General features: G+C 70.8%; 15 protein-coding genes. 9 read left to right on the top strand and 6 right to left on the bottom strand.

Annotation, left to right across the window (positions count from 1 at the left end):
- Positions 1-33 precede the first annotated feature (33 nt).
- Genes ACFYPG_RS32275 through fxsT (ACFYPG_RS32260) form a run of 4 tightly spaced genes read left to right on the top strand, consistent with a single transcriptional unit; the run spans position 34 to position 9,661 of the window.
- Positions 34-651, top strand: a complete 618-nt coding sequence (locus ACFYPG_RS32275; RefSeq protein ID WP_355009920.1) for a TIR-like protein FxsC — start codon at positions 34-36, stop codon at positions 649-651.
- Positions 648-1,892: a TIR-like protein FxsC gene (locus tag ACFYPG_RS32270; RefSeq protein WP_355009919.1), complete on the top strand. Its 1,245-nt coding sequence runs from the start codon at positions 648-650 to the stop codon at positions 1,890-1,892. The genes ACFYPG_RS32275 and ACFYPG_RS32270 overlap by 4 nt, the downstream gene beginning before the upstream one ends.
- Positions 1,882-5,742 carry an FxSxx-COOH system tetratricopeptide repeat protein gene (fxsT, locus tag ACFYPG_RS32265; protein WP_355009918.1) on the top strand — a complete coding sequence of 1,287 codons (3,861 nt, stop codon included), beginning with the start codon at positions 1,882-1,884 and terminating at the stop codon, positions 5,740-5,742. The genes ACFYPG_RS32270 and fxsT (ACFYPG_RS32265) overlap by 11 nt, the downstream gene beginning before the upstream one ends.
- Positions 5,743-5,791: 49 nt before the next feature.
- Positions 5,792-9,661 (top strand): FxSxx-COOH system tetratricopeptide repeat protein, encoded by a 3,870-nt coding sequence (fxsT, locus tag ACFYPG_RS32260; protein ID WP_387354990.1) that lies wholly within the window; start codon positions 5,792-5,794, stop codon positions 9,659-9,661.
- 55 nt (positions 9,662-9,716) lie between these two features.
- Here fxsT (ACFYPG_RS32260) and ACFYPG_RS32255 read toward each other — a convergent pair whose 3' ends face one another.
- The gene (locus tag ACFYPG_RS32255) at positions 9,717-10,625 is read right to left on the bottom strand and encodes an alpha/beta fold hydrolase (protein WP_387354989.1); all 909 of its coding nucleotides are present in this window, start codon (positions 10,623-10,625) and stop codon (positions 9,717-9,719) included.
- Between the two features lie 235 nt (positions 10,626-10,860).
- Here ACFYPG_RS32255 and miaB point away from each other — a divergent pair, with 235 nt between their 5' ends.
- Positions 10,861-12,354 (top strand): tRNA (N6-isopentenyl adenosine(37)-C2)-methylthiotransferase MiaB, encoded by a 1,494-nt coding sequence (gene miaB / locus ACFYPG_RS32250; protein WP_387354987.1) that lies wholly within the window; start codon positions 10,861-10,863, stop codon positions 12,352-12,354.
- 40 nt (positions 12,355-12,394) lie between these two features.
- Here the strand turns inward: miaB and ACFYPG_RS32245 are convergent, their stop codons facing one another.
- The 3 genes from ACFYPG_RS32245 to ACFYPG_RS32235 form a co-directional block, all read right to left on the bottom strand.
- Entirely contained in the window at positions 12,395-13,741 is a 1,347-nt protein-coding gene (locus ACFYPG_RS32245; RefSeq protein ID WP_387354985.1) for a cellulose binding domain-containing protein, read from the bottom strand.
- A gap of 306 nt (positions 13,742-14,047) precedes the next feature.
- Positions 14,048-15,631, bottom strand: a complete 1,584-nt coding sequence (locus tag ACFYPG_RS32240; protein ID WP_387355006.1) for a cellulase family glycosylhydrolase — start codon at positions 15,629-15,631, stop codon at positions 14,048-14,050.
- A 450-nt stretch (positions 15,632-16,081) separates the two neighbouring features.
- Positions 16,082-17,290 carry a DUF349 domain-containing protein gene (locus ACFYPG_RS32235; RefSeq protein ID WP_355009914.1) on the bottom strand — a complete coding sequence of 403 codons (1,209 nt, stop codon included), beginning with the start codon at positions 17,288-17,290 and terminating at the stop codon, positions 16,082-16,084.
- Between the two features lie 150 nt (positions 17,291-17,440).
- Between ACFYPG_RS32235 and ACFYPG_RS32230 the strand changes: the two genes are divergently transcribed.
- Genes ACFYPG_RS32230 through dapF form a run of 3 tightly spaced genes read left to right on the top strand, consistent with a single transcriptional unit; the run spans position 17,441 to position 19,969 of the window.
- On the top strand, positions 17,441-18,208 hold the full coding sequence (locus ACFYPG_RS32230) for a hypothetical protein (RefSeq protein ID WP_355009913.1): 768 nt from the start codon (positions 17,441-17,443) through the stop codon (positions 18,206-18,208).
- Positions 18,193-19,116: a tRNA (adenosine(37)-N6)-dimethylallyltransferase MiaA gene (miaA, locus tag ACFYPG_RS32225; RefSeq protein ID WP_387355004.1), complete on the top strand. Its 924-nt coding sequence runs from the start codon at positions 18,193-18,195 to the stop codon at positions 19,114-19,116. The genes ACFYPG_RS32230 and miaA overlap by 16 nt, the downstream gene beginning before the upstream one ends.
- Before the next feature lie 7 nt (positions 19,117-19,123).
- Complete coding sequence (dapF, locus tag ACFYPG_RS32220; protein WP_387354983.1) at positions 19,124-19,969, top strand: diaminopimelate epimerase; 846 nt, start codon at positions 19,124-19,126, stop codon at positions 19,967-19,969.
- On the opposite strand, the gene ACFYPG_RS32215 is transcribed toward dapF, so the two are convergent.
- Positions 19,944-20,558, bottom strand: a complete 615-nt coding sequence (locus tag ACFYPG_RS32215; RefSeq protein ID WP_355009910.1) for a TetR/AcrR family transcriptional regulator — start codon at positions 20,556-20,558, stop codon at positions 19,944-19,946. The genes dapF and ACFYPG_RS32215 overlap by 26 nt on opposite strands.
- Before the next feature lie 79 nt (positions 20,559-20,637).
- On the opposite strand from ACFYPG_RS32215, the gene ACFYPG_RS32210 reads away from it, so the two are divergent.
- Positions 20,638-21,546: an alpha/beta fold hydrolase gene (locus tag ACFYPG_RS32210; protein ID WP_355009909.1), complete on the top strand. Its 909-nt coding sequence runs from the start codon at positions 20,638-20,640 to the stop codon at positions 21,544-21,546.
- A gap of 86 nt (positions 21,547-21,632) precedes the next feature.
- Here ACFYPG_RS32210 and ACFYPG_RS32205 read toward each other — a convergent pair whose 3' ends face one another.
- Entirely contained in the window at positions 21,633-23,099 is a 1,467-nt protein-coding gene (locus ACFYPG_RS32205; RefSeq protein ID WP_387354981.1) for an NAD-dependent malic enzyme, read from the bottom strand.
- Positions 23,100-23,269 lie beyond the last annotated feature (170 nt).

The raw sequence follows: 23,269 nt of genomic DNA, 5'->3' as shown, positions 1-23,269 counted from the left end.
GCAGTCGCTGATACGCGAACCCCGCTGTTCTTCGTGAGCTATTCACGTCCGCAGATCCGGCGCGCCGGTAACACCCCCCAGGAATACCTCTCGCGGTTCTTCGACGACCTCTCCACCCACGTCAGCGAGCTGGTCGGCCTGCCGACCGGGGTCGACCCCGGATTCATGGACAGCTCACTGGGCGGCGGTGAGCGTTGGACCCCCGAGTTGTTGCGCGCCGCCGGGACCTGCCAGGTGTTCATTCCGCTGGTGTCCAGCTCGTTCATCAGCAGCACGTGGTGCGCCATGGAATGGCACGCCTTCGCGCGGCGTCAGATCGAACCACGCGCCCCGGGCAGCTCCGCGCACGAGACGGCGATCGTGCCCGTCAACTGGTCACCGACCACCGAGTCGACGCTGCCGCCGAGCATTCGTGCCATCCAACGGTTCTCGCCGACCGCGTTACCTGATGACAACACCGTCGCGCGCCAGTACGAGCAGGAAGGGGTCTACGGCTTGCTGACCATGCAACGGGAGCAGGCGTACCGCGCGGTGGTGTGGCGTCTCGCCCAGCGGGTGGTGGCGATCCATCGGGCCTATCACGTCCACCCGCTGGTGCCCGCGGGCATCGATGAGCTGCGCACGCTCTTCACCGAGGAGGCAGCCGCATGACGCCGCTCACCGCCGAGGGGCGGGCACCGACTCGCCAGACCTACTTCTTCCTGAGTTACGCGCATTCCGCGCCGCTGCTGGGTGCCCGCACCGACACCGACGTCTGGGTCGACCGGTTCTTCGCGGATCTGTCGGGTGAGGTGGGTCGGCTGGTGTCCCCGCGACCGGGCGTGGAGATCGGTTTCATCGACCAGTCCATCCCACCGGGCGCCGACGTGAAGGCGGCCCTGGCGGACGCACTCGGCGCGGCCCAGGTATTCGTGCCGCTCTACTCGCCGGGCTACTTCAACCGATCATGGGCGCTGGGCGAGCAGGAGTCCTTCCTCACCCGGCTGCTCCGCGCGGCCGGCGAGCCGGCGTCCCAGGTCGTGCCGGCCGACCACGTGGCGCCGGTCCTCTGGATCCCGGTGCCCAGCTGGGAGGAGCATCCCCAACTCGACGCGGCACTGGATCTGGGTCGGGACGTGCCCGAGTACGCCGAGAACGGCATGCGTGCGCTCTGCATGCTCGGCGCGTACCAGCAGCCGTACCAGATCCTGCTCGGGCGGCTGGCCCGGCGGATCGTGGAGCCCACCCAACGCATCTGGCTGCGTCCGTCCCGGGCGCCCACTCTCGATGTGTCGCGGCGGATCGCGGCCAACCCGGACTTCGTGGTGACGGTGCTGGCACCCACCCGGGACCGGCCGCCCGAGGGGCGGGAGGCGTCCTGGTACGCGGAGAGCAGCCGGCTCTGGCGTCCCTTCGGGGCCCGGCAGGAGCTTCCGGTGGCCGAGTACGCCGCGAGCATCGCCGAGCGGCTCGGACTGTCGGTGCACACGAGTGACTTCGCCGACGCCGGGGACCTGCTCGAGATCCGCCCCGGCGCGCTCCTGATCGACCCGTGGTTCACCGAGCTTCCCGGCGGCGTACCCGCTCTGCGGGCCGCCGCGCGGGCGCTGCCGCCGTGGGTGGTCCCGCTCGTGGTGACCGACGCCGACGACCCGCGCGACGCGCACCGCGGCGCCGACCTGGCGCGGCTGGTCCTGGGCGTGCTGCAGGACGCGGGCGCGACGCGAGCGCGGTGGGTCGGGCGGACGGACGAGTTCGCCGGGCTGATGCCAACAGTGGTGACCGAGGCCCGGCGGCTCTACCTGAAGCACGGCGCGGTGTTCCCGGCACCGGGGCCTGTTACCCGGCCGCCCAGCCTCCGCAACCCGGCCCCGTCATCGTTCGAAGCCCCGGAGATGCCCGATGAGCACTGAGCGCGACGGTCAGATAGTCACCTTCTACTCGTTCAAGGGCGGAACGGGCCGGACGATGGCGCTGGCCAACGTCGCGTGGATCCTCGCTGCCAACGGCAAACGGGTGCTGGTCACCGACTGGGACCTGGAATCGCCCGGACTGCACCGCTTCTTCCACCCCTTCCTGGACGTGTCGACGATCGGCGGCACGGCCGGGGTCGTCGACCTGATCCGGGACTACGAGTCGGAGACCATCCGCGAGGCGGTACGGCCGGAGGGCTGGGTGGAGCAGTTCGCCCGGGTCAACCGGTACGCCTTCTCGCTGGCCTGGGAGTTTCCCGGCGGCGGCGGGTTGAACTTCCTCTCCGCCGGCCGGCAGAACAGCGATTACGCCGTTTCGGTGAACGGGCTGGACTGGGACACCTTCTACCACCGGTTGGGCGGTGCGCAGTTCTTCGAGGCCCTCCGCGAGGACATGAAGCGCGAGTACGACTACACCCTGATCGACAGCCGGACGGGGCTCAGCGACGTCGCCGACATCTGCACCCTGCACCTGCCGGACACCCTGGTCGACTGCTTCACCCTCAGCGACCAGGGCATCGAGGGTGCCGCTCAGGTCGCCAGAACTGTCGCCGTGCACCCCTCGCGCCGCGGCATTCGGATCCTTCCCGTGCCGATGCGGGTCGACCAGGCGGAGAAGGAGAAAGCCGACGCCGGGCGTGCGCTCGCGATGCACCGCTTCGCCGGTCTGCCCACCGGGATGACGGAGGAGGATCGGCGCCGCTACTGGGCGGCGGTTGAGGTGCCGTACCGGCCCTTCTACGCGTACGAGGAGACGTTGGCGACCTTCGGCGACACGCCGGGCTCGCCCACGTCGCTGCTGGCGGCGTTCGAGACGCTGACCGCGCAGTTGACCAACGGCGAGGTGCACGCGATGCCGCCGATGGACGAGTCGGTGCGCGAGCGGGAGAAGGCCCGCTTCCGGCGTCGCCACAAGCTTCCCGGCGACGACCTCATGCTCCGCTACGCACCGGAGGACGCGGTCTGGGCGGAGTGGATCGAGCGGGTGCTCAGCTCGGCGCAGATTCGCGTCGTCGACGGAACCCAGCCGATCGAGAGCGGCGTTCGCCTGCCGGCCCGTACGCTGACCATTCTCTCCCCGGCCTACGTGGCCCTGCCCCCCGCCGCGTTGCCTCCGCGGGACCCGACCGTCGACACCACTCCGCTCGCGGTCTACGTGAGCGATCTGCGGCCACTCGCGGAGTTCGCGGTGGCCTCCTCCACCCAACTGGCCAACGTCACCGCGGCGACCGCCGCCGAGCGGCTACTTCGGCTGGTGGGGGGCCCGTTGCCGCTCCGCCTCGATGGCCGGGCGGACGGCGGCCTGCGTTTCCCGGCCGCCGAGCCGGCCGTCTTCGAGGCCCCGAACCGCAACGCGCGGTTCACCGGACGGGAGAATGAGCTGGCCCTCCTGCGCCGACACCTGACCGGACCGGTTGCCGTGCCGGTCGCGTTGCAGGGGATGGGTGGGGTCGGCAAGACCGAACTCGCCCTGGAATACGCGCATCGGTTCAAGTCCGCCTACGACGCGGTGCTGTGGATTTCCGCTGGCGCGACGGAGTCGATCGGCGCCGACGTGGAGAAGTCGCTGGCGGCCTTCGCCGACCGGCTCGGCGTCGGTGGCAACCCGGACCAGGCGGACAACGCACGCGCGGTGCTGGAGGCGCTGGGGCGGGGTGAGCCCGGGCGGTGGCTGTTGGTGATCGACAACGCCGAGGAGGTCGACCCGTTCAAGCGATTCCTGCCGCGCGGCGGGCACGTGTTGCTCACCTCGCGCAACCAGGGTTGGGGGGAGCGGGCCACGCTGATCCAGGTCGACGTCTTCGCCCGTAAGGAGAGCGTCGCCCACCTGCAACGTCGGGTGCCCACCCTCACCGAGCAGGAGGCGGACCGGATCGCCGACGCGCTCGGGGACCTGGCGGTCGCGGTAGCCACGGCCGGCGCCTACCTGGCCGACACCGGTACCTCGGTCGACGCGTACCTGGAGCAGATCGAGCGGCAAGGTCCCAGCGCCCTCTCCGTGGAAGCCACCTGGGATCTTTCGTTGGCGCGGCTGCGCGCCCAGTTCCCGGCGGCCTACCGGCTGTTGCAGCTCTGCTCGGTGCTGGCCCCCGAGATAGACCTGGGCCTGCTCTACAACGACGAGATGGTGAAGACGTTGGCGCCGTTCGATCCCGCGGTGTCGGAGCCCATGATGATCGGGCGGCTGGTCCAGCGGATCAACCGGTCGGCGCTCCTCACGATGAACATGTCCGAGCAACGGATCCTGGTGCACCGGTTGCTCCAAGCGGTGGTCCGGGGCGGAATGACCCCGGACGAGATCGCCGACACCCGACACCGGGCGCACCTGGTGCTGGGCAAGGCGTGGCCCGGCGGTGACGCCGACGATCCGCGTACCTGGGACAGGTTCCGCAGGCTCTGGCCGCACATCGAGGCCTCCGGCGCGATGGGCAGCAAGGACGAGTCGGTCCGGGAGCTGATGATCGACCGGGTGCGGTATCTCTGGCGTCAGGGAGAACTCGATGCGGCGAACGCGTTCGCCAAGGAGGTCGACGCGGTCTGGTCAAAGCGGCGGGACCGCCTCTACGGCACCGAGGAACTCGCCACGTTGCGTCGGCAGTTGCTGCACCTGCGCTTCAACCGTGCGAACGTGCTGCGGGCGCTTGCCCACTACGTCGAGGCCCACGACCTGGACCAGGAGACTCACGAAGCGCAACGGGCGCTGCTGGGTGACAGGCATTCGCACACCCTGATGACCGCCGGCAGCCTGGGTGCGGATCTGCGGGCCCTCGGCCGCTACACCGACGCGATCGAGCGTGATCAGGAGACCTACGACGCGTGGAGTGAGGAGTTCGGCGAATACCATCCGCGCACGCTCTTCGCGGCCAACAACCTCGCACACTCCTACCGCCTGGTGGGCGACTTCCGCTCGGCCCGCAGTCGGGACGAGGCGGTGTTCCAGCTCCGCCGGCAGGTGCTCGGCCCGGAACACCCGTACACAGTGCACTCGGCCGCCCAGCTGGCACGCGACCTGCGGGAGGCCGGTGAATACGCCAACTCGGCCAAGATGCTGCGCACTGTGCACGAACAACTCGCCAGCCTGAAGGAGATCGGCAGCGAGGCGGGGGACACGCTGAACGCTCAGGTCAGTCTCGCGGTGTCGCTGCGGAGCGCGGGCCAGTTGGCGGAGGCGGCCGGACTGCTCGACGCGGCGTACCCGGTGCTCGAGGAGAAGTTCGGGCGGGACAATCCCGAAACGCTGATCTGCCAGGCGGCGCTGGTCGCGAATCTGCTGGCATTCGGCGAGACCGAACGCGCGGTGGCCGAGGCGACGCAGGTGGCAAGGATCTACGAGCAGCGGCTCGGGGCCACCCACCCGCACACCCTTGGCGCGTTCAGCAACCTCGCCGTGGCGCAGCGGGCCGTGGGCCGGGTTGCCGAGGCCCGCGCGACGGCCGAACGGGCGGCCGGTGCCCTGCGCGAGGCGCTCGGTCCGGACCACCCGCACACCCTCGCCGCTGAGGAGAACCTCGGCATCTGCCTCGCCGAGGAGGGGGACCGGGACGCCGCACTCGACCACCTCCGGGCAACCGCCGAGCGTTGGCTGGCCGCGTCCGGGTCGCGCCATCCGGACGCCCTGCGTTGCCAGGCGAACCTGGCACTCGTCGTGCGCGAGAACGTGGGCGACCGGCCGCCGACGGCCGCCCCGGTCGTCTCGTTGGGCGAGGTCGTCGGGGCCGACCACCCGGGCGTGCGGGCTCTGCGGGACGGGCGCCTGGTCGCACGGATCATCGACCCTCACCCGTTCTGAGTTCCAACGACACCAGACCGGGTCCGCCGCGTCCCCACGGAGCATGCCGATGAACAACGATCGCGAAGGCCAGGTCGTCACCTTCTACTCGTTCAAGGGGGGAACGGGTCGGACGATGGCGCTGGCCAACGTGGCCTGGATCCTGGCCGCCAGCGGCCGGCGGGTGCTCGTCGCCGACTGGGACCTCGAGTCACCCGGTCTGCACCGCTTCTTCCATCCGTTCCTCGACGCCGAGGCGATCCAGGGCACCAGCGGTGTGATCGACATGATCCGTGACTACGAGTGGGAGACCACCCGGGTCGACGACCGACCGGACCGCTGGATGGAGCAGTACGCCCGGGTCGGGCGGCACGCGTTCTCGCTGCGCTGGAGCTTTCCCGGCGACGGTGGTCTCGACTTCCTTTCCGCCGGCCGGCAGAACAGCGACTACGCAGTCTCGGTGAGCGGGCTGGACTGGGACAACTTCTACAACAGGCTGGGTGGGGCGCAGTTCTTCGAGGCGCTGCGGGCGGACATGAAGCGCCAGTACGACTTCACTTTGATCGACAGCCGGACGGGGCTCAGTGACGTCGCCGACATCTGCACCCTGCACCTGCCGGACACCCTTGTCGACTGCTTCACCCTCAGCGACCAGGGCATCGACGGCGCGGCCCTGGTGGCGCGCTCGGTCCGGGACCGGTACCGGCGGCGCGACATCCGGGTCCTGCCGGTGCCGATGCGGGTCGACGAGGCCGAGAAGGAGCGGGCGGAGGCGGGTCGCCTGCTGGCCATGCGGCGGTTCGCCGGGTTGCCGGCCAGCATGACCGAGGCGGAGCGGCGGCGTTACTGGGCGACGGTCGAGGTTCCGTATCGGCCGTTCTACGCGTACGAGGAGACACTTGCGACGTTCGGTGACCCGCCGGGCTCGCCGATGTCGTTGTTGGCCGCGTACGAGACGTTGACCGGGATCCTCACCGACGGCGCGGTGACCGCGCTACCCGTGATGGACGAGTCGGTGCGGGACCGGGGCAAGGCCCGTTTCCGCCGTCGCACCGAAGCGATCGACGGCCAGATCGTGCTCCGGTACGCGCCGGAGGACGCCATCTGGGCCGAGTGGCTGGAGCGGGTGCTCAGCTCCGCCGGGCTGCGGGTGGTGGACCTGACAGCCGCCGTCGGATCCGCCGGGACGCCGGCCCCGCGCACGCTGACAGTGGTCTCGCCAGCGTACGTGGCGACGCCGTCCGGCGGTCTGCCCGACCGGGACACGAGCACCGGCTCCACGGCCCTCGCCGTGTACGTCGCCGACCTTCGTCCGCTGGCCGAGTTCCCGTCCCAAAGCTCCACCAACATCGTCAAAGTGAGCGCCGCGACCGCCGTGGAACGGGTGTTGCGGCTGGTCGGCCGGCCGATGCCGTCGTCGGCGGACGGCCCGGCGGGCGGGAGTGCCCGCTACCCCGGCGCCGAGCCGTTGGTCTTCAACGCTCCGAACCGGAACGCCCGGTTCACCGGCCGGGAGGACGACCTGGCGCTGCTGCGCGCGCAGTTGCAGAGCGGGGGTAGCGCGGTGGTGCTGCCGGTCGCTCTGCAGGGCATGGGCGGCGTCGGCAAGACGCAGGTGGCTTTGGAATACGTGCACCGGTTCAAGGCCGCGTACGACGTCGTCTGGTGGATCGTGGCGGACCCGCCGCAGTTCGTCGACACCGCCCTCGCCGACCTTGCCGGCCGCCTCGGCATTCTCGTCGGGCCGAGCCTGTCCGACACGGTCCGGTCGGTGCTGCAGGTGCTCGGGCGCGGTGAGCCGTACGAGCGGTGGCTCGTGGTGCTGGACAATGCCGAAGAGCCCGACCAGATCGAGCCCTTCCTGCCGCGAGGCCCCGGGCACGTCCTGCTGACCTCCCGCAACCGCGCCTGGGGTGACCGGGCGAACCCGATCCAGGTGGACGTCTTCGACCGCACCGAGAGCGTGGCGCACCTCGCCCAGCGGGTGCCCACGATCAGCGCCGACGAGGCCGACCGGGTGGCGGAGGCGCTCGGCGACCTGCCGATCGCGGTGGCCGCCGCAGGCGCCTGGCTCGCCGACACCGGCACGTCGGTCGCCGACTACCTGCGGCAAATCGAACGGCACGGCCCCACCGCCCTCTCCATCGAGGCGACCTGGGACCTGTCTTTGAACCGGCTGCTGGAACAGGCGCCGGCCGCGTACCGGCTGCTGCAGCTCTGCTCGGTGCTGGCCCCCGAGATCGCCCTCGAACTCATCTACAGCGACGAGATGGCGGCTGCTCTCGTGCCGTTCGACCCGTCCGTTTCCGAGCGGCTCGTGCGCGGCGCCCTGGTCCAGCAGATCAACCGCCTGGCACTGCTGAAACTGGACGTCCAGGGCGGTCACGTCGAGGTGCACCGGCTGTTGCAGGCGGTGGTCCGCGACCGGATGACCGACGACGAGATCACCGCCGCCCGACACCAGGTGCACCTGGTGCTGGCCGCGTCCCGACCTCGTGGCGACGTGGACGACCCGAGCACCTGGGCTCGGCTGCGCATGCTCTGGCCGCACCTGGAGGTCTCCGAGGCGCTGACCTGCCCCGACGAGCCGGTGTGTCAGCTGCTGATCGGCCGGGTTCGTTATCTGTGGCAGCGCGGCGGTCTGGACCAGGCCGACGTGTTCAGCCAGGAGGTGGACGACATCTGGAGCGCCAGGCTCGGGGACACGCACGACGAGGTCGAGCCGTCGGCGCTGGGCCGCCAACTGCTGCACCTCCGGTTCAACCGGGCGAATATCCTGCGCAGCCTGGGCCGTTTCACCGAGTCCCGGGACCTGGACGAGGCGGTGCTGGCCGAGCAACACCGTCTGCTGGGTCCGATGCACCCGCACAGCCTGATGACCGCTGGCAGCCTCGGCAATGACCTGCGGGCGCTCGGCCACTACGCCGAGGCTCTGGAACGGAGCCGATCCACCTACGCCTCCTGGCTCCAGGTGTTCGGCGAGGACCACCCCGGGACGTTGAGCGCGGCAAGCGACCTCGCCGTCTCGTACCGGCTGGTCGGCGACTACCGGTCTGCCCGTCGCTGGGACGAGGAGGTGCACCAGCGGCGGCGGCTGGTGCTCGGCCCCACCCACCCCCACACCCTCGTCTCCGCCATGCGCCTCGGCATGGACTTTCGGGATGCTGGCGAGTACGAGAGGTCGGCCACCCTGCTACGCGCGGTGTACGACACGTACTGCGAGGTGCTCGGGCCGGATGACGGCCAGACTCTAATGGCGCAGGTCAACCTGGCGGTGTCCCTTCGCAGCTGCGGCCGGGGGAGCGAGGCGGCACCGATGTTCGAGACGGCCTACCGCCAACTCGATGAACGCTTCGGGCCGGACAACCCGGACACGGTGGCGTGCCGATCGAGCCGCGCGGCGAACCTGTTGGCGGTCGGTGATGCGGCCCGGGCATTGATCGAGTTGACCGCCGTGCGCCAAGCGTTCGAGGAGTTGCTCCGGTTCGGCCCGGAGCACCCGCACGTTCTGGCGACGGTGAGCAACATCTCGGCGGCGGAACGCGCGCTCGGCCGCAAATCGGACGCGCTCGCGTCGGCGGCCCAGGCGGCTGGCGAGTTGCGCAAGGTACTCGGCGCCGATCACCCGCACACGCTCGCGGCGGAGATCAACCAGGCGGTGTGCCTCGCCGAGGAGGGTGACTGGGAGTTGGCGCGGGACCGGCTGCGGGAGACCGCCGGGCGGCTGGCCAAGGTGATCGGTGCGGACCACCCCGACACGCTGCGTTGCCTCGGCGATCTAGCCTTGACGGCGAGGCGGGCCGGCGAAGGCCCCGTCAACGAGGACGTCGGCGTCGTGGCGGACCGACTGGCCGAGGTGATCGGTCTGGAACATCCCAGCGTGCAGACCCTGCGCGAACGGAGGTTCGTGGTCCGGGTGATCGACCCACACACCATCTGAGCGGGGCGTTCGGCGGGCGGCCGGTCGGGCCGACCCGCCGGTCCCGGCCGGCCGGTCAGAGCCGTGGGCTGGTCGCAAGGGCCGGCGTGGCCAGCCAGTTCAGGGTCTGCGGGAGGATCTCCACCGCCCCGAAGTGCGCGGAGCCGGGCTGCACCTGCACCTCGGCGCGCGCGATCCGCGAGGCGAGCCAGTGCGAGTGCTCCACCGGGGAGAAGCGGTCCTGCTCGCCGTGCCAGAGCCGGACCTCAGCGCGGATCGCGCTCAGGTCGAACCCCCAGCCACGCCGGATCGCCAGCACGTCGTCGATCCAACCCTCGGGGCCGTGTCGCAGCGCCTCGGAGTACATGTCGGTCAGCAGTCGGCGGATCGCGACGTCGTCGACCACCCGGATGTCCTCGTCGGGCAACTGGGGGCGGAGGAAGTCCAGCAGCGTCATCGGGTCCCGCCGCCCCTCTTCCGCGCGGACCGTCAGGTTGAGCGTGAGCGCGGCCAGGTCATCGTCGGCCTGCCCGTAGTCCTTTATGTTCGTCTCGGCCATCCCGGCGTACCAGTCCAGGTCGGGCGCGCCGGCCGGAGCGAGCCCCACCAGTACGGCGGCCCGGGTGACCCGGTCCGGCAGGAGCGCGGCGCAGGCCAGAGCATGCGGCCCGCCACCGGAGCGGCCCACCACCGCGAACCGCTCGATGCCGAGGTCGTCGGCGATCGCCGCCACGTCGGCCGCGGCATCGGCCACCCGCCGCCCCTCGTGCCGGTCGGAGTCGCCGTACCCGGGTCGGTCATAGCAGACGAGGTGCACGCCGAGGTGGTAGACGACGATGCCGCGGGGTCGGGGGCCACTGCGGCTGCCCGGGGTGCCGTGCAGCAGGAAGACCACGGGCCCGTCTGGCGCGCCCGAGGTCTCCACGGCGAGGTGCCGCCCGTCCGGCGTTATGACGGTGCGTTGTGCCGCATCTTGTCGCGTCACGTGTGGCCTCCCGCGGGTCGTTCTGCGCTGCCCAGCTGAGCGGAGCCGCGCAGCGGCCCTGAGTACGAAGACCCCGAATCGCCCGGGGTCACGTTCTGTGCCGAAGCGTACTGTCCGCCGTAAACCCTCACCATGGGCCGCCGGGTCAACGCCGCAGGACGGGACAACGCCGGTCGGAGGTGCCACCGGACCGGGCCGCTACCCTGGTAGCCCGAGGGGAAGGGGCACCAACAGGGTGGCTAGGACCTACAACGTCGTCACGTACGGCTGCCAGATGAACGTGCACGACTCCGAACGCATCTCCGGCCTGCTCGAGCAGGCGGGATACGAGCGTGCACCCGCTGGCGACGACACCCCGGACATCGTGGTCTTCAATACCTGCGCGGTGCGGGAGAACGCGGACAACCGGCTCTACGGCAACCTCGGTCGTCTGCGCCCGGTGAAGGACAAGCACCCCGGGATGCAGATCGCTGTCGGCGGCTGCCTCGCCCAGAAGGATCGGGGCGACATCGTCCGCAAGGCCCCCTGGGTGGACGTCGTCTTCGGCACCCACAACATCGGCGCGCTGCCGGTGCTGTTGGAGCGGGCCCGGCACAACGCCGCCGCCGAGGTGGAGATCCTGGAGTCCCTCGACGTCTTCCCGTCCACGCTGCCCACCCGCCGCGAGTCCACGTACGCCGGCTGGGTGTCGATCTCGGTGGGGTGCAACAACACCTGCACGTTCTGCATCGTGCCGGCGCTGCGCGGCAAGGAGAAGGACCGGCGTCCCGGCGACATCCTCTCCGAGGTGCGCGCCCTTGTCGACGAGGGCGTGCTGGAGGTGACCCTGCTCGGGCAGAACGTCAACTCGTACGGCGTGGAGTTCGGCGACCGGTACGCGTTCGGCAAGCTGCTGCGGGCCTGCGGCGACATCGACGGGTTGGAGCGGGTGCGGTTCACCAGCCCGCACCCGAAGGACTTCACCGACGACGTGATCGCCGCGATGGCCGAGACGCCGAACGTCTGCCACTCGCTGCACATGCCGTTGCAGTCCGGCTCCGACGACGTGCTCCGGGCGATGCGCCGGTCCTACCGCTCCGAGCGCTACCTGGGGATCATCGAGAAGGTCCGCGCGGCGATGCCGGGCGCGGCGATCACCACCGACATCATCGTCGGTTTCCCCGGTGAGACCGAGGCCGACTTCCAGCGCACCCTGGACGTGGTCCGGGAGGCCCGGTTCTCCTCGGCCTTCACCTTCCAGTACTCGAAGCGGCCCGGCACCCCCGCCGCGACAATGGACGACCAGCTACCCAAGCAGGTGGTGCAGGAGCGTTACGAGCGGTTGATCGCCTGCGTCGAGGAGATCACCTGGGCGGAGAACAAGCGCCTCGTCGGTGAGACCGTCGAGGTGCTGGTCGCGGTCGGCGAGGGCCGCAAGGACGAGCGGACCGGCCGGATGTCCGGTCGGGCCCGCGACGGTCGACTTGTGCACTTCGCGACCGAGACCGCCGACGGGGAGTCCCTGGCCGGTCAGATCCGGCCGGGCGACATCGTGCACACCACTGTCACGTACGCCGCGCCGCACCACCTGAACGCCGACGGCGCGCCGGTGGCGCACCGTCGCACCCGGGCCGGCGACGCGGCCGAGGCGGGGCGCTCCCCGCGTACCCCTGGGGTGTTGCTCGGTCTGCCGACGATCGGCGCACCGCCGGTCGTGGCTGCCCCCGCCGCTGGCTGCGCCACCCACTGACCACGCGGAAGGGGCCCCTGGACGAGGGGCCCCTCCGTGGTCAGACGGTGATCTTGCCGGCGCCGGCGCCGGCCGTCACGATGGACTTGACGTTGCTCGCGGTGTCCAGCTGGTACGAGTACGGGATGCTGGCGACGCTGCCGCCGGTCTGGCCGGTGGGCGAGTTGACGAAGTGGTTGTTGCGGGCGACCAGGCTGCCGGGCCCCGAGTCCCCCTCGCCGAGGTGGTACGGGTCGTCGACGTTCTCGAAGTAGTTGCCCTCGACGAGCACGCCGGCGTTCTCGGTGGACGCCACGCCGTAGCCGCCGTTGGCCCGGTAGTAGTTGTTGTAGACGTGCACCGGGTTGCCGAAGCGGACCCGGGGGTTGCGCTGGTTGCTGCCGTCGAACCAGTTGTGGTGGTAGCTCACCCGCAGGTGGCCGACGTCCTGGCTGGCGTTGTCGTCGCTGTGACCGAGCAGCATGGTCTTGTCGTGGCTGAAGACCCGGTTCCACGAGACGGTGACGAAGTCCGAGCCGCGCTTGATGTCGACGGCGCCGTCGTACCCGTTGCTGAAGCTGTTGTGGTCGATCCAGATGTTGGTGGCCGACTCCTGCACGTTTATCGCGTCGTCGTTCCAGTTGCGGAAGGTCAGGTTGCGAATGATCACGTTGCGGTCACCGCTGATGTTGAGCCCGCAGCCGACGATCGTCGCCCCGTAGTTGCCGATGATGGTCTTGTTGGACCGGACCCGCAGCATCCCCGAGCAGGTGATCGTCCCGGTCACCCGGATGACGGCGGCGCCTGTGGCGTTCAGCGCGCTGGTGAGGCCCGAGGCGTTGCTGACGGTGGTCGTGGCGGCGTTGCCGCCACCAGTGGTGCCGCCGTTCTGGGTGGCCCAGCCGACCAGCGCCGACGGCTGCTGGCCGGGCGGGGGAGTGGTCGACGGTGGCGGGGTGGTCGGCGGTGGGGTGGTCGGTGTGGTGCTGCCGGTGCAGGCGACGTTGTTCAGGCTGAAGCTGCTCGGAGCCGGGTTGCTGGAGTTGTTCCAACTCGCGTTGAAGCCGAACGAGGCGCTGGCGTTCGTCGCCAGGTTGCCGTTGTAGTCGACGTTCGTCGCGGAGACCTGGCTGCCGCTCTGCGTGACTGTGGCGCCCCACGCCTGGCTGGTCTGCTGACCGGCCCCGTACGACCAGCGCAGCGTCCACCCGGAGACCGGGTCGCCGAGGTTGGTGACTGTGACGTTGCCGGTGAATCCGCCCGGCCACTGGCTGGCGACCGAGTAGGCCACCTGGCAGCCGGCGGCCGCCTGGGCCGACACGGAGGTCAGGAGCCCGGCGGTGACCAGGGTGGCGGTGGCTGCGGCAGTGGTGGCGATCAGCGTCATTCGACGCCGTCCTGTGCGCATGCTGCTTCCTTTCGGTGAGGCGGACGGAGGTGTCGCGACGCCCATGCCCGTGGGCGGCGAATCTCGGCCGGGACCTGTGGTCCTCGGGCCCGCCGGTGCAGGTTCGTGAAGGAGAGCGGCTCCCGCGCTCGCACCCACCAACGAAGAGGCAAGCGCTTTCCCGATGAAAACATAGAAGAATCTGAATGTAAATGGCCGGGACGGCCGATGCGCTGCACACCGGCCGTCCCGGCAGCAATGCACCGGCCGTCCCGGCAAGCAGCGCACCGGCCGCCCCGGCAGTGGCGCACCGGCCGTCCTGGTGGATCAGCAGGCGGTGCCGTTGAGTTTCACAGTGCCCGGCGCGCTCGCCGTGCCGTTGGCGGTGAAGCCCACCGTGACCGACCCGCCTGCCGGCAGGGACGGAGCGTGGCTCGGAGCCGCCGCGGTCACCGTCGTACCGGACTGCGTGACAGTGGCGTTCCAACCGCTGCCCAACGTCACCCCGGACGGCCAACTCCAGGTGACCGACCACGGGTTCACCGCGCCCGAGCCGGTGTTCTTCACCGTCAACTCGCCCTGGAAGCCGCCCTGCCAGGCGTTGACCTGCCGGTAGGTGGCCGTGCAGGCGCCGGTCGGCGGGTCCGTCGGCCCGCCGGTCGGCGGCCCGCTGGTGCCACCACCGGACGGCGCGATCAGGTACGGCTGGAGGATCGCCTGCTTGACGGTGTTGACATTGGTCCAGTCGTCCAACGCGATACCGCCGGTGTCACCCGAGTTGGGGTTCCACGACCAGTAGGTGAAGGACATCCCGGTCACCCCGGTCCCGGTGTACGCCATCAACTTCTCCAGCCACACCTTGTCCTTCGGGTCGACCAGGGTGCTGCCGAACTCGCCCATCATGATCGGGGCGATGTTCTGCTTGTAGAGGTAACCGAAGTACTTGTCCCAGATGGCCGGCATGTTCGCCGGGTAGTCCGGGGCATCGAACCAGGTCTGCCGGTACACCGAGGTGGCGTACTCGTGCGGCGAGTAGACCAACCGGTTCGCCACACTCAGCCGGACCGGGAACTGACCCGCTTTCGACAGGTTGCCACCCCACCAACCGCAGTCCTCGTCGTTGCTGGTGTCGCCGTCCCAGACGTTGGAGAGGCCACCACTCGGGCAGCTCACCCCCTCCACGAAGATCAACCAGTTGGGCTGGACGCCGAGGATGGCGTTCCCGGCCCGCTCGGCGGCGAGCCGCCAGTCCCGGGTGGTGTCGCCACAGCCCCAGCACGCGCCGGTGGCCGCCGGGTTGGTGCCCTCCGCGTGCGGCTCGTTGTGCAGGTCGGCACCGATCACCGTCGGGTTGCCCGCGTACCGCTGAGCGAGCATCTTCCAGTCGTTGATCCAGGTTGCCTCGGAAACAGTCGACGTGTACCAGAGTGGTGACTGCCCGGCCGCCGTCGGCCGGTGCCGGTCCAGAATGATGCGCATGCCCTTGCTGCCGGCGTAGTTGATCACCTTGTCCAGGATCTGCAACGGCGACAGCCCGATCAGGTCCGGGTTGACGAAGTCGTTGATCCCACTGGCGGTCGCACCCGGCTTCAGGGCGTCGTTCGAGTACGGCACCCGCAACGTGTTGTAACCCAACCGGGCCATCGTGTCGAGCTGCCCCCGCCACGGGTTGTTCGACCACAGCCCGTGGAAGGTCTTGTTGTCGGTCTCCATGCCGAACCAGTTGATGCCGGTCAACCGGACCGTCGCACCGGTGCTGTCCACGATCTGGTTGCCACTGGTATGCAGATAACCCGTACCGGTGCCGGCGGCGACGGCCGGGCTGGTGCTGACAGCGGTGGCGAGGAAGACGCCAGCCGCGACGGTGACGAGCGCGGTGAGCGCGCCGCCGAGAGCCTTGGGACGGAACAATTCAAGCTCCACTTCGGAGATCCGGCGCCGTCCAGAAACGACGCCGGCGGGCGGCCGTCCGCACGTCACGGTCCCTCAGGGGTACGCGGACAGCACGCGACGGACCATGTCACGCGGACGTGGTCACTCGCGGAAGCTCACCGGCGACCCTCGACGGCGGATGCTCCGCCTTCGTCGCCCTCGCGCCGGTGGCCCTACCTGGCTCCGTCGCTCATTCTGATCAGCCCACGTCAATGCGTCAACATCAGGGATGTTGCTGTCTCCGGCCTGTCCGAGGCAGCAACATCCGGGAAACTGCGCGCATCTTGACGCGGTAGCGGCGACGCGGGCCCGGGTGAGCGGGGGTTCGGAGCGCGGAACGCGGGGCCTGTCTCGCGCGCATACCGGAGGCCGGACACGCGGGAGCCCCCGGTCCCATCAAGGGAACCGGGGGCTCCGGACGTCGTCAGCTCAGCCGGCCTGCTCGGCGAGTTGGAGGAACTGCCGCTTGGAGGCGAGGGCCTGCTCGGCCTCCTTGATCCGGCGTGCGTCCCCGGCGCTCTGCGCCCGGGCCAGCCGGTCCTCGGCTTCCGCGACCTGCGCCCGCATCTGGGCGAGCAGCGGGTTGTCCTCCTTGGTGGTGCGGCGCCACGCCGAGTCCATCACGTCACGGACCTTGTCGTCGATGACGCGCAGTCGACGCTCCAGCCCGGCGGCCGCTTCGCGGGGCACACGGCCGGCCTCGTGCCACTGGGCCTGGATCTCCCGCAGCTTGGCCTGGGCGCCCTTCGGGTCGGCGTCGATGTCCAACGCCTCGGCCTCGGCGAGCAGGGCCTGCTTGCGCTCCAGGTTGCCGCGCTGCTCGTTGTCCCGTGCGGAGAAGACCTCGCTACGCCGGCTGAAGAAGGCGTCCTGCGCACCCCGGAACCGTTCCCAGAGCTTCTGCTCGGCCTCCTTGGAGGCGCGCGGGGCGGCCTTCCACTGGGTCATCAGGTCCTTGAGCTGGTTGGCGGTGGCGGCCCAGTCGGTGGAGTCCGCGAGCTTCTCCGCTTCGGCGACCAACTCTTCCTTGGCGGTCTGGGCCTGCTTGCGCTGCGAGTCGAGGGAGGCGAAGTGGGCGCCGCGGCGGCGGGTGAAGCCGTCCCGGGCGGCGGCGAACCGCTTCCACAGCTCACCGTCGGCCTTCTTGTCGACCCCGCGGATGGTCTTCCACTCGTCGAGGATCTCCTTGAGCCGGTCGCCGGCGGTCTTCCACCCGGTGGATTCGGCGGCCAGCTTTTCGGCTTCCTCGACCAGCGCGGTCTTGCGGGCCAGGGCCTCGCCGCGGGCGGCGTCCCGGGCGGCGCGCGCTTCGCCGGCCTTCTCCTCGGCGAGGGTCGCCAGCTTGTCCAGGCGGGTGGCCAGCGCGTCGATGTCGCCGACCACGTTGGCCTCGGGCAGCGTGGTCCGGATCCGCCGGATCGTGCTCAACGAGTGCCCGGCGTCCGCCGCACCCGACTTGAGCCGCGCCTCGGTCAGGTCCACCTCGGTCACCAGGTCGGCGAAGCGTCGTGCGAAGTGTGCCAGGCCCTCCTCCGGTGCTCCCGCCTGCCAGGATCCGACCACCCGCTCTCCCTCGGTGGTCTTGACGTACACGGTGCCGTCCGCGTCCACCCGTCCGAAGGCAGTCCAGTCGCTCATGTGCCCATCCTCGTTCTCCCGGCGTCGAGGGATCGATCCCCCGCCGCCGCCACGGCGCAGCCAAGTTACTTCCGGCATTGTCACAGGTCCGACCCGGTCCGCGTCGAGCGCCTATCGCCGACCGTGACCATACGGTGTCCTAGGGGCCGAATGACCGGATCGGCGCGGAGACGCACCGGGGATTCCCGCTACGGTGGACGGGTGCCACTGGTCGCCGCCGCCGTCTGCCCGCATCCGCCCCTGCTCGTGCCCGAGGTGGCCGGCTCCGCAGCCCCGGAGTTGGACGATCTGCGGGCGGCCTGTGACACCGCCGTACGCCGGCTGTTGACCACCGATCCGGACATTGTGGTCCTGGTGGGCACCGGCCCGGTGACCGGCCCGATCCGCACCCCGGCGACCGGTTCCCTCCAGCCGTGGGGTGTCGACCTGGACGTGCCGATGGTGGCGGGCCAACCGGACCGGGGCGCGGTGCTGCCGTTGAGCCTGACCATCGGTGCGTGGTTGCTGGCCCGGCACGAAACCCGACCGCCGGTGACGGCCGTGCAGGTGGCCGCCGACGCCGGCCCGGCCGAGCTGGCCGCGCTCGCCGACGAGGTCGGTGCCGCCGGTGACCGGGTGGCGTCGCTGGTGCTCGGGGACGGGTCGGCCTGCCGCGGGGAGAAAGCACCCGGGTACGACGACGCGCGTGCCCTCCCGTACGACCAGAGGGTTGCCGAAGCGCTGGCCGACGCGGACCTGGACGCCCTGCTCGACCTCGACCCGGTGGTGTCGACGGAGCTGAAGGCCGCCGGTCGCGCCCCCTGGCAGGTGCTCGCGGGCGCGGCCCGCGCGGCCGGTGGTGGGTGGCGCGGCGAGTTGCTGCACGACTCCGCTCCCTACGGGGTGGCGTACTTCGTGGCGTCCTGGGAGCGGGCGTGACAGGCCTGGTCGTCGCCGTGGTCGGCCCGACCGCGGCCGGTAAGTCCGCGCTGAGCATCGCGTTGGCGCATGCGCTGAACGGGGAGGTGGTCAACGCCGACTCGATGCAGCTCTACCGGGGCATGGACATTGGTACGGCGAAGCTGACCCTCGCCGAGCGGGACGGGGTGCCGCATCACCTGCTGGATGTCTGGGAGGTCACCGAGGCGGCGAGCGTCGCGGAGTACCAGCGGCTGGCCCGCGCGGCGGTGGACGACATCCTGTCGCGGGGGCGGGTGCCGCTGCTGGTCGGTGGCTCCGGGCTGTACGTGCGGGCGGTGCTGGAGCGCTTCGAGTTCCCCGGCACGGACGCGGCGCTGCGGGAGCGGCTGGAACGGGAGTTGGCCGAGGGCGGCCCGGCCCCGCTGTACGCGCGGCTGCGCGCCGCCGACCCGGTCGCCGCCGAGAGCATCCTGCCGGCCAACGGCCGGCGGATCGTCCGGGCCCTGGAGGTGATCGAGCTGACCGGCGCGCCGTTCGCCGCCTCGTTGCCGCAGCCCACGCCGTACTACCCGTCGGTGCAGCTCGGCGTCGACCTGGACACCGGTCTGCTGGACGAGCGGATCGCGCTGCGGGTGGACCGGATGTGGGCCGACGGCCTGGTGCCGGAGACCCGGGAACTGGTCGGACGCGGGCTGCCCGAGGGGCGGACGGCGAGTCGGGCGCTCGGCTACCAGCAGGTGCTGCGCCTGCTCGCCGGTGAGCTGACCGAGGCGCAGGCGCACGACGAGACGGTCCGGGCGACCCGGCGGTTCGTCCGCCGGCAGCGGTCCTGGTTCCGCCGCGACCCGCGGATCCACTGGCTGGACTCGACGGAACCAGACCTGATCGGGGCCGCCCTGCGTCTGGTGCCGGCCGCTGCGCGATGATGGGGGCGTGGAGTTCACCAAGGGCCACGGCACCGGCAACGACTTCGTCCTCCTTCCCGACCCGGACGGTCAGCTCGACCTGACCCCGGAGCTGGTCGCGGCGCTCTGCGACAGGCGTCGGGGCATCGGCGCGGACGGCGTCCTGCGGGTGGTCCGCGCGGCCAAGCATCCGGACGGCGCGGGTCTGGCCGGCGAGGCCGAGTGGTTCATGGACTACTGGAACGCTGACGGCTCGTTCGCCGAGATGTGCGGCAACGGCGCTCGGGTCTTCGTGCGCTACCTGCTCGACAGCGGGTTGGCCACGCCCGCCGGCGCGGCGTTGCCGGTGGCAACCCGGGCCGGCGTCGTTCGCGCGCTGGTCGAGGGCGACGCCGTGTCCGTCGAGATGCGTCGACCCCAGGTGTACGACAGTTCTGCCGCCACCCTCGGCGGGCTGACCCTGACCGGTGCGGTGGTGGACGTCGGCAACCCGCACCTGGTCTGCGTCCTGCCGGCCGGCGTGGAGCTGTCGGCGCTGGACCTGACCGTCGCGCCCGGGTTCGACCAGGCGGTCTTCCCGAGCGGGGTGAACGTCGAGTTCATCGTGGCGGGCGACCCGGTCGACGGCACCGACGAGCACAGCCTGATGCGGGTGTACGAGCGCGGCAGCGCCGAGACCCTGTCCTGCGGGACCGGTGCCTGCGCGGTGGGCGCGGTGGCACTGCGCGACGCCGGCCTGGACACCGGCGTGGTCGCCGTCGACGTCCCCGGCGGTCGCCTGACGGTGACCGTCACCGAAACCTCCTGCTGGCTCTCCGGCCCCGCCGTCCTGGTGGCGACCGGCGAGATCAGCCTGTCCGCGCTCGCGGTGTGAACAGTCGGTCGAGGTGGTAGGTCAGGATCGCCAGCGCGCTCGCGCCGTCGCGTTGACCGCCGAGCACGCTGGAGCCCAGCCCGTTCGTCAGCGCCAGTAGCCCGGCGGCGACCGCGTCACAGTTCAGCTCCGGGTCGACGTCACCGTCCTGCTGGGCTTGCCGGAGTTGTCCGGCGAGCAGCCGTTCGAGCTTGTCGGGGTACGTGGTGCCGTGCCGTTCGGCGAGGTCCGGCTCGGTGAACACCAGCGCGTAGTAGCCGGTGTAGGCCCTGGTGAGCTGGTGGCCCTCGGGGTCCGTCGGGAGGACGGCGGAGAGGGTGCCGACGACGACGGTGCGCGGGGTGACCGGGCCGAGTGCCCGAATCCGTGCCTCGACGCGGGCGGTCAGCTGTTCGCCGAGATAGCCCAGCGCGGTCATCAGCAGCTCGTCCTTGGTGTGGAAGTAGTACTGCACCAGCCGTAGCGACACCCCGGCCTCGGCGGCCACCTCCCGCATGCTGGCGGACTGCAGTCCCCGGCTGCTGGCGATCCGCAGCAGCGCGTCGCCGATCTGCCGACGCCGCTGTTCATGGTCGACGCGCTTGGGCACTGGGCGGTCCGTCCTGTTCGGTCAGCGAGCTTTGATGGTACGGTCGTACCATGAAAAACCCCGGGGAGACGGAGTCATCGTGACAGTCGCACGGATCGGCGAGTTCACCAGCGATCGCGCCCGCGTCCGGTTCCTTGACGCGTACGAGCGGACCCGGCGTCGGGTGTGGCCCGCCGGCGCGGTTGCCGTCGACCTGCCGACGAGCTTCGGTCACACCCGGGCCTACCGATGGGGAGCCGGAGACGCTACGCCGTTCGTGCTGCTGCCCGGAGCCGGCGGCAACGCCCTGAGTTGGCACCCGCACGTACGCCGTCTCGGGCGGCACCGGCCGGTGATCGCCCTCGACCCGGTTGGCGAACCCGGCTGCTCCGTGCAGTCGCTGCCGCTCGACGACGGTCGGGACTGGGCGCGCTGGCTGTCCGAGGTCCTCGACGGGATGGGCGTGGACCGGGCGTACCTCGTCGGCTCGTCGTTCGGTGGTTGGGTGGGGTTGCAGTACTCCCGGCACTCACCCGGCCGGGTGGCGGGCCTTCTCCTCCTCGACCCGGCCGGCTTCGGCACCGTCAACGGCCGGTTCCTCGCCTGGGTGGTGCTGGGCGGCCTGGCCGGCCTCGCCCCCGCCCCGGTCCGCCGCGGCGCGGCCCGGCTGCTGCGCAACGCGACCCTGCGCGACGACGACCTGATGGGGCTGGCCCGCGCCACCTTCGGCTTCCGCCGCCGGCACCCGGTCCCACCGGCGCTCACCGACGACGAGTTGCGTGATCTCGCGGTGCCGGTCCTGGCGCTGCTCGGCGAGCGCAGCCAGCTGTACGACGCCCCGTCGGTGGCCGACCGGATCAGTGGCCTGATTCCGGGCGCCCGGTCGGAGGTCGTTCCCGGCGCGGGTCACGACCTGCCGCTGAGCCACCCGGACCTCATCGCCGCCCGCGCCGCCACCTTCGCACCCACCACCCAACCCCGACCCCCCGCCCCCGCCCCCGAAAGTTGATCAAGAGGTTTGCGTCAGAATCAGCGCGATTCCTGACGCAAACCTCTTGATCAACAAGGTGGGGGAGTGGGGTTGGGGGGCCGGGGTTACGGGGTGGCGCTGGCGGTGGCGGCGATCTCGGGGAGGTCCGCGGGGCCGGGGTCGGCGGCCGGGAGCGGGCTGGGGTTGTGCGCGGCGGCGCGGACGGCGGCGGCGACCGCCGGGGCGACCCGGGAGTCGAACACGCTCGGCACGATCACCGTCGGGTTGATCTTGTCTTCGCCGACCACGTCCGCGATGGCCCGGGCGGCCGCGAGGGCCATCTCCTCGGTGAACTCCTCGGCGTGCGCGTCGAGCATGCCGCGGAACACCCCGGGGAAGGCGAGCACGTTGTTGATCTGGTTCGGCTGGTCCGAACGGCCGGTGGCGACCACTGCGGCGTGCTTGCGCGCCTCCCGGGGGTCGACCTCCGGGTCCGGGTTGGCGAGCGCGAAGACGATCGAGTCCTTCGCCATCTGGGCGATGTCGTCGCCGGTGAGCAGGTTCGGCGCGCTCACCCCGATGAACACGTCGGCACCCCGGATCGCTCCGGGAAGGTCGCCGGAGTAGTTCTCCTTGTTGGTGTTCTCCGCCAGCCACTGCCACGCCGAGTTGAGCCCGGTCAACCCGCGGTGCAGGGCGCCCTCCCGGTCGCACGCGATGATGTCGCCGACGCCCTGGCGCAGCAGCAGCTTCATGATCGCGGTGCCGGCCGCGCCGGCTCCGGAGACGACCACCCGGACGTCCGCGAGTTGCTTGCCCACCACCCGCAGCGCGTTGGTCAGCGCGGCCAGCACGCAGATCGCGGTGCCGTGCTGATCGTCGTGGAAGACCGGAATGTCCAGCGCCTCGCGCAGCCGGGCCTCGATCTCGAAGCAGCGCGGCGCAGCGATGTCCTCCAGGTTGATGCCGCCGTAGGCCGGCGCGATCGCCTTGACGATCTGCACGATCTCGTCGGTGTCCTGGGTGTCCAGCACCACCGGCCAGGCGTCCACCCCGCCGAAGCGCTTGAACAGCGCGGCCTTGCCCTCCATCACCGGCAGCGACGCGGCCGGGCCGAGGTTGCCCAGCCCGAGCACCGCCGAGCCGTCGCTGACCACAGCGACGGTGTTGCGCTTGATGGTCAGTCGCCGGGCGTCGGCCGGGTTCTCGGCGATCGCCATGCAGACCCGGGCAACCCCGGGGGTGTACGCGCGGGACAGCTCGTCGCGGTTGCGCAGCGCGACCTTCGAGGTCACCTCGATCTTGCCGCCCAGGTGCAGCAGGAACGTCCGGTCCGACACCTTGCGTACGTCCACGCCGTCCAGCGCGGTCAGCGCGTCGACCACCTGGTCGGCGTGACCGGCGTCGGCGGTGTCGCAGGTGAGGTCGACGATGACGTTGGTCGGGTCCGAGTCCACCACGTCCAGCGCCGTGACGATCGCCCCGGCCTCGCCGACGGAGGTGGTGAGCCGGCCGATCGAGGAGGCGTCCGCGGTCACGGCGATCCGGATGGTGATCGAAAATCCGGCGCTGGGCATTCGGGTGATGGCCACGGGATCCCTCCGTAACGGCTGTGCGGCCGTTCGGCCGCCGCCCGCATTTCTACCGGGTTGTCGCGGCCGACCAGCATTCGCCCCCACTTTTGGCGACCTTCACCATGGGCATATAGCAGGTGCGTTCGGCGTTGTGTCATGTCAGGATTACGTTCTACTTATCAAAACGG

The organism is Micromonospora sp. NPDC005553, from assembly GCF_042871765.1.
GTDB lineage: Bacteria > Actinomycetota > Actinomycetes > Mycobacteriales > Micromonosporaceae > Micromonospora.
The sequence above is the reverse complement of the archived record's forward strand: the minus strand, read 5'-3'. Positions and strand labels throughout refer to the sequence as shown.